Annotated in this window: 14 protein-coding genes and 1 pseudogene; 8 read left to right on the top strand and 7 right to left on the bottom strand. The window is 69.7% G+C overall.

Annotation, left to right across the window (positions count from 1 at the left end):
- The 5 genes and pseudogenes from Q2100_RS19985 to Q2100_RS19965 all read right to left on the bottom strand — a co-directional run.
- Nucleotides 1–348: pseudogene (locus Q2100_RS19985) on the bottom strand (peptidase S1); the annotation flags it as partial.
- 142 nt (nucleotides 349–490) lie between these two features.
- Entirely contained in the window at nucleotides 491–1,990 is a 1,500-nt protein-coding gene (locus Q2100_RS19980; protein ID WP_302915461.1) for a HAMP domain-containing sensor histidine kinase, read from the bottom strand.
- The gene (locus tag Q2100_RS19975) at nucleotides 1,990–2,676 is read right to left on the bottom strand and encodes a response regulator transcription factor (protein WP_264013233.1); all 687 of its coding nucleotides are present in this window, start codon (nucleotides 2,674–2,676) and stop codon (nucleotides 1,990–1,992) included. The genes Q2100_RS19980 and Q2100_RS19975 overlap by 1 nt, the downstream gene beginning before the upstream one ends.
- A gap of 69 nt (nucleotides 2,677–2,745) precedes the next feature.
- Entirely contained in the window at nucleotides 2,746–2,919 is a 174-nt protein-coding gene (gene rpmF, locus Q2100_RS19970) for a 50S ribosomal protein L32 (RefSeq protein ID WP_264013234.1), read from the bottom strand.
- 105 nt (nucleotides 2,920–3,024) lie between these two features.
- Nucleotides 3,025–3,435, bottom strand: a complete 411-nt coding sequence (locus tag Q2100_RS19965) for a hypothetical protein (protein ID WP_302915460.1) — start codon at nucleotides 3,433–3,435, stop codon at nucleotides 3,025–3,027.
- A 209-nt stretch (nucleotides 3,436–3,644) separates the two neighbouring features.
- On the opposite strand from Q2100_RS19965, the gene Q2100_RS19960 reads away from it, so the two are divergent.
- The 8 genes from Q2100_RS19960 to Q2100_RS19925 all read left to right on the top strand — a co-directional run bounded on the left by Q2100_RS19960 (nucleotide 3,645) and on the right by Q2100_RS19925 (nucleotide 13,353).
- Nucleotides 3,645–5,279: an acyclic terpene utilization AtuA family protein gene (locus Q2100_RS19960; protein ID WP_407667661.1), complete on the top strand. Its 1,635-nt coding sequence runs from the start codon at nucleotides 3,645–3,647 to the stop codon at nucleotides 5,277–5,279.
- Nucleotides 5,276–6,424: an acyl-CoA dehydrogenase family protein gene (locus Q2100_RS19955; protein WP_302915458.1), complete on the top strand. Its 1,149-nt coding sequence runs from the start codon at nucleotides 5,276–5,278 to the stop codon at nucleotides 6,422–6,424. Before Q2100_RS19960 ends, Q2100_RS19955 begins: the two co-directional genes overlap by 4 nt.
- A complete protein-coding gene (locus tag Q2100_RS19950) occupies nucleotides 6,421–8,016 on the top strand; it encodes an acyl-CoA carboxylase subunit beta (RefSeq protein ID WP_302915457.1) in 1,596 nt (531 codons plus the stop codon). Before Q2100_RS19955 ends, Q2100_RS19950 begins: the two co-directional genes overlap by 4 nt.
- A gap of 4 nt (nucleotides 8,017–8,020) precedes the next feature.
- Nucleotides 8,021–10,030 carry an ATP-binding protein gene (locus Q2100_RS19945; protein WP_302915456.1) on the top strand — a complete coding sequence of 670 codons (2,010 nt, stop codon included), beginning with the start codon at nucleotides 8,021–8,023 and terminating at the stop codon, nucleotides 10,028–10,030.
- Entirely contained in the window at nucleotides 10,027–11,187 is a 1,161-nt protein-coding gene (locus tag Q2100_RS19940) for an acyl-CoA dehydrogenase family protein (protein WP_264013239.1), read from the top strand. The genes Q2100_RS19945 and Q2100_RS19940 overlap by 4 nt, the downstream gene beginning before the upstream one ends.
- On the top strand, nucleotides 11,187–11,954 hold the full coding sequence (locus tag Q2100_RS19935) for an enoyl-CoA hydratase family protein (protein ID WP_302915455.1): 768 nt from the start codon (nucleotides 11,187–11,189) through the stop codon (nucleotides 11,952–11,954). Before Q2100_RS19940 ends, Q2100_RS19935 begins: the two co-directional genes overlap by 1 nt.
- A 249-nt stretch (nucleotides 11,955–12,203) precedes the next feature.
- On the top strand, nucleotides 12,204–12,785 hold the full coding sequence (locus Q2100_RS19930) for a DUF1707 SHOCT-like domain-containing protein (protein ID WP_264013241.1): 582 nt from the start codon (nucleotides 12,204–12,206) through the stop codon (nucleotides 12,783–12,785).
- A gap of 109 nt (nucleotides 12,786–12,894) precedes the next feature.
- On the top strand, nucleotides 12,895–13,353 hold the full coding sequence (locus Q2100_RS19925) for a thiol-disulfide oxidoreductase DCC family protein (RefSeq protein ID WP_302915454.1): 459 nt from the start codon (nucleotides 12,895–12,897) through the stop codon (nucleotides 13,351–13,353).
- 9 nt (nucleotides 13,354–13,362) lie between these two features.
- Here Q2100_RS19925 and Q2100_RS19920 read toward each other — a convergent pair whose 3' ends face one another.
- Nucleotides 13,363–13,680, bottom strand: a complete 318-nt coding sequence (locus Q2100_RS19920; protein ID WP_302915453.1) for a hypothetical protein — start codon at nucleotides 13,678–13,680, stop codon at nucleotides 13,363–13,365.
- 45 nt (nucleotides 13,681–13,725) lie between these two features.
- Nucleotides 13,726–14,672 (bottom strand): HNH endonuclease signature motif containing protein (locus tag Q2100_RS19915; RefSeq protein ID WP_302915452.1); only part of this gene is annotated, 947 nt, incomplete at its 5' end.

Raw genomic sequence — 14,672 nt, 5'->3', positions numbered from 1 at the left:
ACCAAGGCTCGGCCTGTCGGGCTGGGCCAGCACCGCGACGCCGCCGCCGACGCCCGCCGACACGACGGCGATCGCCAGTGCGCCGGCAGTCAACATCCCTGCGCGGGAACGCTTCCGGGGCGGGTTGGCCGGCACGGCCGCTGGCGCGGAGCGGTACGGGTCGTACGGCGAGCGGAACTGCTGCTGGCCGGCCTGCTGGGTGGCGTAGCGCCAGTCGTAGGACTGCTGATGGGTCTGCTGGCGGTACGGATCCGGCCGGTGCGCCCCCGGGTATCCGGGCGCCGCGGGCTCATTACCACCAGGCGCACGGCCCGGCTGCGGTGGCGAGTACCTCGGGTGGTTCGTCATTCGCTGGTGAGCTCTTCCTCGTGAAGGGATCCGACAACTTCTCCAACGCGCTTCGTAGGCTCACAGTGCCCACGTGGGCTGAGAATCCACTTAGAGATGATTCGGTGCCGGCCGAGACTTGGCGTGCGCCGTGTCGCGTCGATCACACATTCTCGGCTCCGGTCGCGCGTTTTCCCGCGCGGCCGGCGGGGCGTGTCGCCGGGATCGGTGATGACTGGATCGTCGCATCTGCGACCGGTCGGCCAGGCAGCACCACCCGGAACGCCGTCCCGGGCGGGTCGGCGCCCGGCGCCGCGTCGTCCACCCGGACCGCTCCACCGTGCTTCAGCACCACCTGCTTGACGATCGCCAGTCCCAGCCCCGAGCCCGGCATGGCGCGGGCCGCCGTCGACCGGTAGAACCGCTCGAAGACGAGAGGCTTCTCGTGGGGCGGGATCCCCGGCCCCTGATCGGCGACCACCAGTTCCGCGTGCACCGGGTCGATCTGGGTGAGCCGAACGGTGACCCGGCCGTCCGGCGGGCTCCACTTGGCGGCGTTGTCGAGGAGATTCAGCACAGCTCGGCCCAACCCGGCGGCGTCGCCGTACACCTGCCAGGGCTGCGCGAGCACGTCGAAGGTGACGTCGCTTCGCCGTCGCCGCACCCGCTCGAGGCTGCGGTCGACGACCTCGGCCAGCTCGACGGGCTCGTGCATCACGCCGCCCGCCTCGTCGCGGGTCAGATCGACCAGATCGCCGACGAGGGTGGACAACTCCTCGATCTGGGCGATCACGTCGGCGCGCAGGCCGGCCATCTCCTCCTCGGGCAGCCGCGGGGCACCGGGTACCTGCGAGGCCATCAGCAGCTCGACGTTGGTCCGCAGCGAGGTCAGCGGGGTGCGCAGTTCATGGCCGGCGTCGGACACCAGCCGCGCCTGCCGGTCGCGGGACTCCGTCAGCGCCCGCAGCATCAGGTTGAAAGCCTCTGTCAGCCTGGCCAATTCGTCACTGCCATACACCGGGATGGGCCGGAGGTCATCGGTGCGGGCCACCCGTTCGGCCGCGCTGGTCAGCCGCCCCACCGGTCTCAGCCCGGCGCGGGCCACCATCCCGCCCGCGATCGCGGCGACCAGGACCCCGATGCCGCCGACGATGAGCAGCACCGTGCCCAGCCGCCGCAGCACCTGACCGGTCGGCGCCAGGCTCTTGGACAGCAGCAGCGAGCTGCCGTTGGCCAGGTGCACCGCCAGCACACGCTGATGGTTGGCCGTGCGCATCGACAGCAGTAGTTCCCCGGAGACGACGTCCTGCTCGGCAGAGCCGAACGGCAGTGTCTGGCCCTGCTGGTTGGCGGTGTACTTCACCCGCCCCGGGATGATGAGCATCGCGTTCACGTCGGAGTAGGCGGTGCCCTCGATGGCCTTGGCCGGGTCGGCCGCCAGCGAGCCGCTCTCGATCAGCAGCCTGGCCCTGCTGTGCAGCTGGTTGTCGAGGTCGTCGTAGAGCGCGCGGGACACCACCGCGTACACCGCGACGGCCATCAGCACGACGACCATCGCCACCATCGACATCGCGAGCAGCATCACCCGCCAGCGCAGCGACAGTGAGCTGGTACTCGGCGGCGACGGTGGCCGCCACGAGGTGTTCTGGGTGAAGAACGACATCAGGGCGGGGTTTCGCGCAGGACGTAGCCCACGCCGCGCACGGTGTGGATGAGTCGCGGTTCCCCTTCAGCTTCGGTCTTGCGGCGCAGGTAGCCGATGTACACCTCGAGGGCATTGCCCGAAGTCGGGAAGTCGAAGCCCCAGACCTCCTCGAGGATGCGGCTGCGGGTGAGGACCCGACGCGGATTGGCGATCAGCATCTCCAACAGCGAGAACTCGGTGCGGGTCAGGCTGATCTGGCGCTGGCCCCGGGTGACCTCACGGGTGACCGGGTCCAGGCTGAGATCGAGGAAGGTCATCGCGGGCGAGTCGACGCCGTCTTCGGGTCCGGTGCGTCGCAACAACGCCCGCATCCGCGCGAGCAACTCCTCGAGCGCGAACGGTTTGGGAAGGTAGTCGTCGGCGCCGGCATCGAGGCCGGCGACCCGCTCGGAGACCGAGTCCCGCGCGGTGAGCACCAGGATCGGCAGGTCGTCACCGGTGCTGCGCAGCTGCCGGCAGACCTCCAGCCCGTCCAGCCGCGGCATCATCACGTCCAGTACGAGGGCGTCGGGCCGGTCGTTGGCGATCACGTCGAGCGCTTCGACGCCGTCCTGGGCGAGGGCGACGGTGTAACCGTTGAAAGACAGGGACCGGCGCAGCGATTCGCGCACCGCGCGATCGTCATCGACGACAAGTATGCGCACAGCCCCAGTCTCACCCCGACGCCTGAGAGCGAACTGAGAGGCGCGCCGGAGAACTCGGTGCGGTCTCGGTCAGCGGCGGTCGAGGTCGATCAGGCCGAGCCGGGCGGCCTTGAGCAGGCGACGCGGCACCTTGTGCTGCTGACCGGCCACGGTCACGCCGACCAGACCGGTGCTCGTCGCCTTCCACTGCGCGCGACGGCTGCGGGTGTTCGAACGCGACATTCTGCGCTTGGGAACGGCCATGATCGAGACTTCTCCTCTTGCGGGTAGTGCCAGGCAGGTCCCGGGACGGCCGGGGCGCAGGCAATTGTCGTCAAGGATAGCCGGTGCGCTGGTCAGCCTCCAAAATCACCTGTCCTGCAGGTGGTGGATCGAGTCGACGATGCGTGGCACCGCGAACACCACCAGGCTGAGGATGACGACGCCGTAGCTGGTCACGGCGACCTCGCCGCTGTCCACGCCGATCCAGATGAAACCCGCGCCGCACACCACCCCCACCACGACCGAGAAGAGCATCCGGAACTCGATGCCGCGCTCGGACCTGGCCGTCAGCCCGTTCGAATGCCGGCCGTTGTGCGTCCGCGGGAGTATTCCTGCGGCGAGTGCCAGCAGGAACACGCCCGCGGCGACGATCAGCCAGCCCCACAGCGGCGACCACGCGCTGCCGTCGGTCTGCTCGACGGGCGGGCTGAAGGCCACGGCCACCCCGCACATCACCCACAGCAGGCCGACGACACCCCAGGCGACACGCATTTCCACTCGTCAAGTATCGAGGCAGGGCCGCGGGGTCCGGAACACGAATACTGCGTCCACGCCCTTGACGCGGTACCCGAAGTACCGGCTAACCTACCGGTTGGTTGGTCATCGACGGCGATGGTCGTCGGCTCGCGCGACAGCAAGGGAGTGCAGTGCCTGATCCGGTGCGCATCGGCAACTGCTCGGGGTTCTACGGCGACCGGCTGGCCGCCATGCGGGAGATGCTCGACGGCGGCGATCTGGACTATCTCACCGGCGACTATCTCGCCGAGCTCACGATGCTGATCCTGGCACGCGACCGGGCGAAGAACCCGGACCGCGGCTACGCCAAGACCTTTCTGACCCAACTCGAGGATTGCCTCGGAACGGCTGTCGACAAGGGCGTGCGGATCGTTGCCAACGCAGGCGGACTCAACCCTGCGGGTCTGGCGGCCGCGGTGCGCGACCTCGCCGATCGGCTCGGCCTGCAGGTGAACGTCGCCCACGTCGAGGGTGACGACCTCGTCGGCCGCGCCGGCGAACTCGGATTCGGTGAAGTGCTGGCGGCCAACGCCTACCTGGGCGCCTGGGGCATCGTCGACTGCCTGAACCGCGGCGCCGACGTCGTGGTGACCGGCCGGGTGACCGACGCCTCGATGATCGTCGGCCCGGCCGCGGCACACTTCGGCTGGGCCCGCGACGACTACGACGCACTGGCCGGGGCCGTCGCCGCTGGACACGTGATCGAATGCGGGACGCAGGCCACCGGCGGCAACTACGCCTTCTTCACCGAGGTCCCCGACCTCCTCCGGGCAGGCTTCCCGGTCGCCGAGATCCACGCCGACGGTTCCTCGGTGATCACCAAGCATCCCGGCACCGGCGGCGCAGTGGGCGTCGGCACCGTGACCGCCCAACTGCTCTATGAGATCGGCGGCGCGCGTTACGCCAATCCCGATGTCACCCTGCGCGTCGACTCGCTGCGGCTGTCCGACGACGGCCCCGACCGGGTCCGGATCGACGGCGTCAGAGGGGAACCGCCTCCCCCGACGCTCAAGGTGTCGCTCAACAGCGTCGGCGGGTTCCGCAACGCGATGACGTTCGTGCTGACGGGTCTCGACATCGACGCCAAGGCCGAGCTGGTCCGCCGCCAGCTGGAATCAAATCTGACGGTCAAGCCGGCGGAGCTGGAATGGACGCTGGCGCGCACCGACCACGCCGACGCGAACACCGAGGAGGCGGCCAGCGCACTGCTGCGCTGCGTGGTCCGCGACCCCGATCCGGCCAACGTCGGACGCCGGTTCTCCTCGGCGGCAGTCGAATTGGCGCTGGCCAGCTATCCGGGATTCACCACCACCGCCCCTCCCGCTGAGGGTCAGGTGTACGGCGTCTTCACCGCGGGCTTCGTCGACGCCGGCGCGGTGCCCCACGTCGCCGTGCACGCCGACGGCAGCCGCACCGACATATCACCGGCCGCCGAGACCCTCGTCCTCGAACCGGTGGCCGACCCGCAGGTGCCTGCAGGCGAGCGCGGGACGACGCGCCGCCTGCCGCTCGGCGCGATCGCCGGCGCCCGAAGCGGCGACAAGGGCGGCAGTGCCAACGTCGGGGTGTGGGTGCGCACCGACGAGCAGTTCCGTTGGCTCGCCGACGAACTCACCACCGACCGGCTGCGCGAGCTGCTCCCCGAGGCGGCCGGCCTGCCGGTCACCCGGGACGTGCTGCCCAACCTGCGCGCCGTCAACTTCGTCATCGAGGACATCCTCGGCAGGGGCGTGGCCTACCAGGCCCGCTTCGACCCGCAGGCCAAGGGGCTGGGCGAATGGTTGCGCAGCCGACACATGGACATCCCGGAGGAGTTCCTGTCATGAGCATCTGGACCACGCCTGAGCGCGAGGCGCTGCGGAAGACGGTGCGCGCGTTCGCCGAACGCGAGGTACTGCCGCATGTCGACGAGTGGGAGAAGGCCGGCGAGCTGCCCCGCGACCTGCACCGCAAGGCCGCCGAGGCCGGCTTACTGGGCGCCGGTTTCCCGGAAGCGGTCGGCGGCGGCGGTGGCGACGGCGCCGACGCGGTGATCATCTGCGAGGAGATGCACCAATCCGGCGCGCCCGGCGGCGTGTTCGCCTCGCTGTTCACCTGCGGGATCGCGGTGCCACACATGATCGCCTCGGGCGACGAGCGGCTGATCGACACGTACGTGCGTCCGACGCTGAGCGGCGAGAAGATCGGCTCGCTCGCGATCACCGAACCGGGCGGCGGGTCGGACGTCGGGCACCTGACCACCCGCGCTGTCAGGGAGGGCGACGAGTACGTCATCAACGGCGCCAAGACCTACATCACCTCCGGCGTGCGCGCCGACTACGTGGTGACCGCCGCACGCACCGGCGGGCCGGGCGCCGCGGGCGTGTCACTGATCGTCGTCGACAAGGGCACACCGGGGTTCGAGGTGACCCGCAAGCTCGACAAGATGGGTTGGCGTTCCTCGGACACCGCCGAGCTCGCCTACACCGACGTGCGGGTGCCGGTGGAGAATCTGATCGGCGCCGAGAACAGCGGCTTCTTCCAGATCGCCGCGGCGTTCGTCTCCGAGCGCGTCGGCCTGGCGGCGCAGGCCTACGCCAGCGGTCAGCGCTGCCTTGACCTGACGGTGCAGTGGTGTCGCGACCGGGAGACCTTCGGGCGGCCGCTGATCTCCCGGCAGGCCGTGCAGAACACGCTCGCCGAGATGGCCCGCCGCGTCGACGTGGCCCGCGTCTACACGCACAGCGTGGTGGAACGCCAGCTCGCGGGCGACCCGAACCTCATCACCGAGGTGTGCTTCGCCAAGAACACCGCCGTCGAGGCAGGCGAGTGGGTGGCCAACCAGGCCGTTCAGCTGTTCGGCGGGATGGGCTACATGACGGAGTCGGAGGTCGAACGGCAGTACCGGGACATGCGGATTCTCGGCATCGGCGGCGGAACCACCGAAATCCTCACCTCGCTGGCCGCCAAGACGCTGGGATACCAGTCATGACGGCCCTTCGCTCGACGCTCGACGCCGCGTCGCCGGCCTATGCCGAGGCCGCCACGGCAATGACCGAGAAACTCGCCGAACTCGACGCCGAGCACGCCAAGGCGCTCGCCGGCGGCGGCGAGAAGTACGTCAAGCGCCACCACGACCGCGGCAAGCTGACCGCCCGGGAACGCATCGAGATGCTGGTCGACCCCGATTCGCCGTTCCTGGAGTTGAGCCCGCTCGCCGCATGGGGCAGCGACTTCACCGTCGGCGCCAGCGTGGTGGCGGGCATCGGCGCGGTCGAGGGCACCGAATGCCTGATCGTGTCGAACGACCCGACGGTCAAGGGCGGCACCAGCAATCCGTGGACGTTGAAGAAGATCCTGCGCGCCAACCAGATCGCGCTGCAGAACCGCCTTCCGGTGATCTCGCTGGTGGAGTCCGGCGGCGCCGATCTGCCCACGCAGAAGGAGATCTTCATCCCCGGCGGGCAGATGTTCCGCGACCTGACCAGGCTCTCGGCGGCAGGCATCCCGACCATCGCGCTGGTGTTCGGCAACTCCACCGCCGGCGGCGCCTACATCCCGGGCATGTCCGATCACGTCGTGATGATCAAAGAGCGGTCCAAGGTCTTCCTGGCGGGCCCGCCCCTGGTCAAAATGGCCACCGGTGAGGAGTCCGACGACGAGTCGCTGGGCGGGGCCGAGATGCACGCCCGCACATCGGGTCTGGCCGACTACTTCGCCGCCGACGAGCTCGACGCCATCCGCATCGGTCGCCGCATCGTCGCCCGGTTGAACTGGCGCAAGAAGGGGCCGGCGCCGGCCACCGTGCGCGAACCGCTGTTCGACAGCGAGGAACTGCTCGGCATCGTGCCGCCCGATCTGCGCATCCCGTTCGATCCCCGCGACGTGATCGCGCGCATCGTCGACGGATCGGAGTTCGACGAGTTCAAGGCCATGTACGGGTCATCGCTGGTGACCGGGTGGGCCACGCTGTGGGGATACCCGGTCGGCATGCTGGCCAACGCGCGCGGCGTGCTGTTCAGCGAGGAGTCGCAGAAGGCCACCCAGTTCATCCAGCTGGCCAACCGCGCCGATACACCACTGCTGTTCCTGCACAACACCACCGGCTACATGGTGGGCAGGCAGTACGAGGAGGGCGGGATGATCAAGCACGGGTCGATGATGATCAACGCCGTCTCGAACTCGACCGTCCCGCACATCTCACTGCTCATCGGCGCGTCCTACGGCGCAGGTCACTACGGCATGTGTGGCCGCGCGTACGACCCCCGGTTCCTGTTCGCGTGGCCGTCGGCCAAGTCGGCGGTGATGGGCGGTGCACAGCTGGCCGGGGTGCTCTCGATCGTCAGCCGCGCCGCCGCCGAAGCCCGCGGCCAGCAGGTCGACGAGGAGGCCGACGCCGCCCTGCGTGCGGCGATCGAAGGCCAGATCGAGGCGGAGTCGCTGCCGATGGTGTTGTCCGGCAGGCTCTACGACGACGGCGTGATCGACCCGCGCGACACCCGAACCGTGCTGGGAATGTGTCTGTCCGCCATCGCGAACGGGCCGATCGAGGGGACGTCGAACTTCGGCGTCTTCAGGATGTGAGCGCATGATCACCAGAGTTCTGGTCGCCAATCGCGGCGAGATCGCCCGCCGGGTGTTCGCCACCTGCCGACGCCTTGGCATCGGCACCGTCGCGGTCTACACCGATCCCGACGCCGCCGCCCCGCATGTCGCCGAGGCCGACGCCCGGGTGCGGCTGGAGGGGACGGCGCCCAATGTCGCCGGCCGGGCGGCTCCGGCCGGCTACCTCGACGCCCGCCAGCTCATCGCCGCCGCGCAGGCCGCAGGCGCCGACGCCGTCCATCCCGGATACGGCTTCCTCTCGGAGAACGCCGATTTCGCGGCCGCGGTACAGGACGCCGGCCTGACGTGGATCGGCCCACCGGTGGCCGCGGTGCAGGCGATGGGCAGCAAGATCGAAGCCAAGAAGATGATGTCCGCCGCCGGCGTGCCGGTGCTCGACGAACTCGATCCGGACACCGTGACGGCCGCCCAGCTCCCGGTGCTGATCAAGGCGTCCGCCGGTGGCGGTGGCCGGGGCATGCGCGTGGTCCGCGAACTGCCCGACCTGCCGGGCGAGGTCGAGGCGGCGCGGCGGGAGGCGCAGTCGGCGTTCGGCGACCCGACGGTGTTCTGCGAGCGCTACCTGGCCGCGGGCCACCACGTCGAGGTGCAGGTGATGGCCGACGCGCACCGCACGGTGTGGGCTGTCGGCGAACGCGAATGCTCCATTCAGCGGCGGCACCAGAAGATCATCGAAGAGGCGCCGTCGCCGCTCGTCGAACGCACTCCCGGCATGCGGGACAAGCTGTTCGAGGCGGCCCGGTTGGCCGCCGAGGCGATCGGCTACACCGGGGCGGGCACCGTCGAGTTCATGGCGGACGAGCAGGGTGACTTCTTCTTCCTCGAGATGAACACCCGCCTGCAGGTCGAGCACCCCGTCACCGAGGCCACCACCGGACTCGACCTCGTCGAACTCCAGCTCCTCGTCGCCGACGGCGGCAGGCTGCCCGCCGAACCGCCCGCCGCACAGGGGCATTCGATCGAGGCCCGGCTCTACGCCGAGGATCCCGCGAAGAACTGGCAGCCTCAGGCAGGCACGGTGCACCGGTTCGAGGTGCCCGGCGCCCCGGTGCAGTTCGACCGGCTGACGCGGGCGGGGGTGCGGGTCGACACCGGGATCGTCGACGGCTCGGTGGTGTCGATCTTCTACGACCCGATGCTGGCCAAGGTCATCTCCTTTGCGCCGACCCGTCGGCACGCCGCGGCGATCCTGGCCGACGCGCTGTCCCGTACGAGGTTGCACGGCGTCCGCACCAACCGCGACCTGCTGGTCAACGTGTTGCGTCACCCCGCATTCGTCGACGGTGCGACCGACACCGCGTTCTTCGACACCCACGGCCTGGCCGGGCTCGCCGCGCCACCGGGTGACGACCGGACGGCCGCACTGGCGGCGGTCGCCGCCTCGCTGGCCGACGCAGCCCGCAACCGCAGTGCCGCCACGGCATTCGCCGCTGCACCGAGTGGCTGGCGCAATCTGGCGTCGGGCTACCAGGTGAGGCGCTACCGCGACACGGCCGACGTCGAGCACGAGGTGCGGTACCGCTTCAGCCGCGGCGCCGTCGAATTGCCCGATCAGGACGACGTGGCGCTGGTGTCCGCGACGCCGGGGCGGGTGGTGCTCGAGGTCGACGGCGTCGAGCGGCCATTCGATGTCGCCCGCTACGGCGACGCCGTGTTCGTCGACTCACCGCAGGGCGCAACCGAACTCGTCGCGCTGCGGCGCTTCCCCGATCCCGGCGCCGCGATCGCGCACGGCTCGCTGGTGGCGCCGATGCCCGGTTCGGTGGTGCGGGTCGGCGCCGCGGTGGGCGACACCGTGACCGCCGGTCAGCCGCTGGTGTGGCTGGAGGCCATGAAGATGGAGCACACGCTGGCCGCGCCCGGCGACGGTGTGCTCGCCGAACTGAACGTCCAACCCGGCCAGCAGGTCGAGGTGGGCGCCGTGCTGGCGCGGGTGTCCGCGCCGGACGAGACCGCAGGAGGAGAAGCATGACCGGATTCGTCGAGACCGAGGAACAGCAGGCGCTGCGCAAGGCCGTCGCCGCAATGGTCGCCAACTACGGCCAGGACTACTACCTGGAGAAGGCCCGCGCGGGCCAGCACACCGACGAACTGTGGCGCGAGGCCGGACAACTCGGCTTCATCGGGGTGAACCTGCCCGAGGAGTACGGCGGCGGCGGCGCGGGCATGTACGAGTTGGCACTGGTGATGGAGGAGATGGCCGCAGGCGGTTCGGCGCTGCTGATGATGGTGGTGTCCCCCGCGATCAACGGCACGATCATCTCGAAGTACGGCACCGAGGACCAGAAGAAGCGCTGGATCCCCGGCATCGCGGACGGCTCGATCACCATGGCCTTCGCGATCACCGAACCCGACGCCGGCTCGAACTCGCACAAGATCACGACGACCGCGCGCCGCGACGGCAGCGACTGGATCCTGTCCGGCCAGAAGGTCTACATCTCCGGCGTCGACCAGGCGCAGGCGGTGCTCGTGGTCGGGCGCACCGAGGAGGCCAAGACCGGCAACCTGAAGCCCGCGCTCTTCGTGGTGCCCACCGACAGTCCCGGCCTGAGCTACACGAAGATCCCGATGGAGATCGTCAGCCCGGAGTTCCAGTTCCAGTTGTTCCTCGACGACGTGCGGCTGCCGGCCGATGCGCTGGTCGGCTCCGAGGACGCGGCGATCGCCCAGTTGTTCGCCGGCCTGAATCCCGAGCGGATCATGGGTGCGGCGAGCGCGGTCGGCATGGGCCGCTTCGCGATCGACAAGGCCGTCGCGTACGTCAAGACCCGCCAGGTGTGGAAGACGCCGATCGGCGCGCACCAGGGCATCTCGCATCCGCTGGCGCAGAACCACATCGAGATCGAGCTGGCCAAGCTGATGATGCAGAAGGCGGCGAGTCTCTACGACGCCGGCGACGACGGCGGCGCCGCCGAGGCCGCCAACATGGCCAAGTACGCCGCCGGCGAGGCGTCGGTGCGGGCGGTCGACCAGGCGGTGCAGTCCCTCGGCGGGAACGGCCTGACCAAGGAGTACGGCATCGCGTCGGTGCTGACGGCGTCGCGGTTGGCCCGCATCGCACCGGTGAGCCGCGAGATGATCCTCAACTTCGTCGCGCAGACCTCGCTGGGCCTGCCGCGGTCGTACTGATGGGTGACCTGGTCCGGTACGCGGTCGACGGTGGCGTCGCCCGGCTGACGCTGGACTCGCCGCACAACCGCAACGCGCTGTCCACGGCTCTCGTCGCCGGTCTGCACGAAGGGATGCGCGCGGCGGCGGCCGACGCCGGCGTGCGGGTGGTGGTGCTGGGCCACACCGGCGGCACCTTCTGCGCAGGCGCGGACCTCAGCGAGGCGGCCGGCCGCGACCCTGCCGACCTCGCCGCCGGGCGGGCCAGGGAGATGACCGATCTGCTGCGGGCGATCCTCGAACTGCCGGTCCCCGTGATCGCCGCAGTGGACGGGCACGTCCGCGCCGGCGGCATGGGCCTGATCGGAGCGTGCGACATCGTGCTGGCCGGCTCGCAGAGCACCTTCGCGCTGACCGAGGCGCGCATCGGGGTGGCGCCGTCGATCATCTCGCTGACCCTGCTGCCGAAGATGTCGCCGAGGGCGGCGGGGCGCTACTTCGTGACGGGTGAGAAATTCGGTGCGGCGAGGGCCGCCGAGATCGGGCTGATCAGTGTGGCCGCCGAGGATGTCGAGGCGGAGGTGAGCGCGCTGGCCGCCGAGATCGGGCGTGGTTCGCCACAGGGCCTCGCGGCGTCGAAGCGGTTGACGACGGCCGCGATCCTGGCGGCGTTCGACCGCGACGCCGAGACGCTGACCGCGCAATCGGCGGAGTTGTTCGTCTCCGAGGAGGCGCACGAGGGCATGATGGCGTTCCTGGAGAAGCGACCGCCGAGGTGGGAGCCGTGATCACCGGTACGGACGTACCAGTTCATCGCCGGGTGTGGCCGATTTCGCACCGGCTCGGTGACGAGTCCTGGGTTACGGCGGGACCGTCGATCGACCGCTGACCAGCAGCGAAAACGAATCTTCTTTACGGGGCCACGTGCGCGAAACCGCAAATAGTTCGATGGGCTAGCTGGTTCGCCGAGAACCGTCACACTACATTTCGGCCAACACCCTTGCATGTACCAGTGTTCGTCGTAGGCTCGTGGTGTTATGAGCAGCCCAACGTCGCAAAACGGTTCCACGCGTGCTGCCGACACCGATCGCATTCAGGTGGCGCAGTTCCTGACGGACGCGGCTGCTCAGGGTCGCCTGCCGATGAGCGAGTACGAGAGTCGGCTCACCAAGGCGTACGCCGCCAAGACCTACGACGAGTTGGCGTTGCTGAGCGCCGACCTCCCCGGCGCGATGACCAGCCCACGCGGATCAGGGCCGTGCCGGCCGGCGCCGTCGACGGTGCTGATGGCGATCATGAGCGGGTTCGAGCGGCGCGGCCGCTGGAACGTCCCGCGACGGCTGACGACATTCGCGCTCTTCGGCGGCGGAGTGGTCGACCTGCGCTATGCCGACTTCACCGCGCCCGAGGTCGAAATCCGCTCCTACTCGATCTGCGGCGGGCAGACGATCCTGGTGCCGCCGGAGGTGAACGTCGACCTGCACGGAGTCGGCGTGATGGGCTCCTTCGACCACGCCGTTCAGGGTGAGGGATCGCCCGGCGCCCCATGCGTGCGGGTGCGCGGCTTCTCGCTGTGGGGCAGCGTCGGCGTCAAGCGCAGGAAGCGCAAAGAAGGCTGATCACTGGTCCGGCGATGAGTCTGCGCCGGTCGGCGACATCACACGCCCGATCCGATTGTCACCCTGCCCAGCGGGGCATCCTTCTTGTAGGAGACGGAAGGAGCTCACAGTGGCTGACGAATTGCGCGCTGCGGCCGCCGACAGCACCGAGACCGCGAGGCCCGCACCCGTGCTGCTCTACGACGGGGTGTGCGGAATCTGCAATCGCGGCATCCAGACGATCCTGCGCCACGACAGGGACGGCTCGATGCGGTTCGCGCCGCTGCAGGGCGACTTCGCCGAGGGCGTGATAGCCCGGCATCCTGAACTGCGCGATGTCGATTCGATGGTCTTCGTCGAGAACCCGGGCACCGCCGACGAACGCGTCACCGTCCGGACCGCCGGGATGCTACGGGTCGCCGACTACCTCGGCGGGCCGTGGAAACTGTTCCTGGCCGGCCGGGCCGTACCCGCCGGCGCGCGCGACCGCTTCTACGACTGGTTCGCCTCGATCCGCTACCGGGTGTTCGGCAGGCACGACACCTGTCCGATTCCCGCCCCCGAGGTACGGGCGCGCTTCATCGACTGAGGATCTGCATCACCAGAACGGCTCACTGCCCGGCAGCGGAACCACGGTCTGCGCGCAGATGAACGCGAGAACGCCGAGTGCGCCGACCCAGAACGCATGCCGGTGTCGCTGCGCCCATTCCGGCGCTGCACATGGGCGCCGCGACGTGCACCACGCGATGGCGGCAGCGCAGAGCAACGCGACGAACGGTGCGACACCGAAGACGAGAAACAGCAGGAACGGGATCAACGCGAACATCGTCACGATCCAGAAGCCGTAGCCCGCAACGACACCCGTTGCCGTCATGGCCACCGACGCGGCAGCGCCCCGGACGACCGCTCTGCTCATGGCTGCAGCGTACGCCCGATCGTGTCGACCGAATCACCCTGGCGGTCATGCCGGTTCTGCGTCGTCGTCTCGGTCGGTGAGGTGGCGGCGGGGGTGGTGGTAGTTGTTGGTGCGATGCTGGCCGGTGTCGAGGGTGGGTGGGGGGATCCATTCGGTGCGGCCGTTGCGTCGGCGGGTGGTCCACTCGGTCTGTTCGATGAGGTTGTTGTCGGGTTGGCAGGCCAGGGCCAGTTCGTCGATGTCGGTGCGTCCGCCCGCGGCCCAGTCGCGCTGGGCGTGGTGGACTTGAGTTTGGTAGGCCGGGGCGGTGCAGCCGGGTCGGGTGCAGCCCCTGTCGCGGGCGAACAGCGCGAACCGTTGGGCGGTAGTGGCGCAGCGCCGGGCGCGGCCGAGGTACAGGATTTCCTCGGTATGGTCGTCGAACACGGCCAGGTAGTGCCGAGACCGGCCGGCCATCCGGATCAGGTCGCGGATCGGCAGCCGGGCGCCGCCCGCGGTGTGGGTGTACCCGGTTCCGGCTTCGAGGTCGCCGACGGTGGTGGTGGCCACGATGGTGGCCGGTAGCCCGTTGACCTGACCCAGGATTCCGGAGCCGACGACGTCGCGTAGCGCGGTCTTCAGCGCGTCGTGCTGGCGCTGCTCGCGGGTGCGGGGATCACCGCCGAACGCTGCGGCGCTGTTGGCCTCGGCGGCAGCGGGGTCGGCGGGCAGGTTCTGCCCCGGGGCGGCCAGCTTGGCGAACACGACGTCGAACAGCGCGCGGGCCTCGGGATCGAGATGCCCACTGACCGGTGTCATCCCGTCGCGGCGCTGGCGACCCATCTTCAGTCCGCGTTTGGCTTGTTGGGTGTCGTGGTCGGGTTCGGCGCCGTCGGGATCGATGACCTCGACGAGGTGATCGGCGAGTTGTTGCAGATCCTCCGGGCACATGCCCTGCGCCCACCGCGCGAGGTCGCCCTCGGCGTCGGCGCGGGCCGCCTGGTCGACCCACG

Source organism: Mycolicibacterium arseniciresistens, assembly GCF_030519285.1.
Taxonomy (GTDB): domain Bacteria; phylum Actinomycetota; class Actinomycetes; order Mycobacteriales; family Mycobacteriaceae; genus Mycobacterium; species Mycobacterium arseniciresistens.
This window is presented reverse-complemented; position numbering and strand designations above follow the sequence as displayed.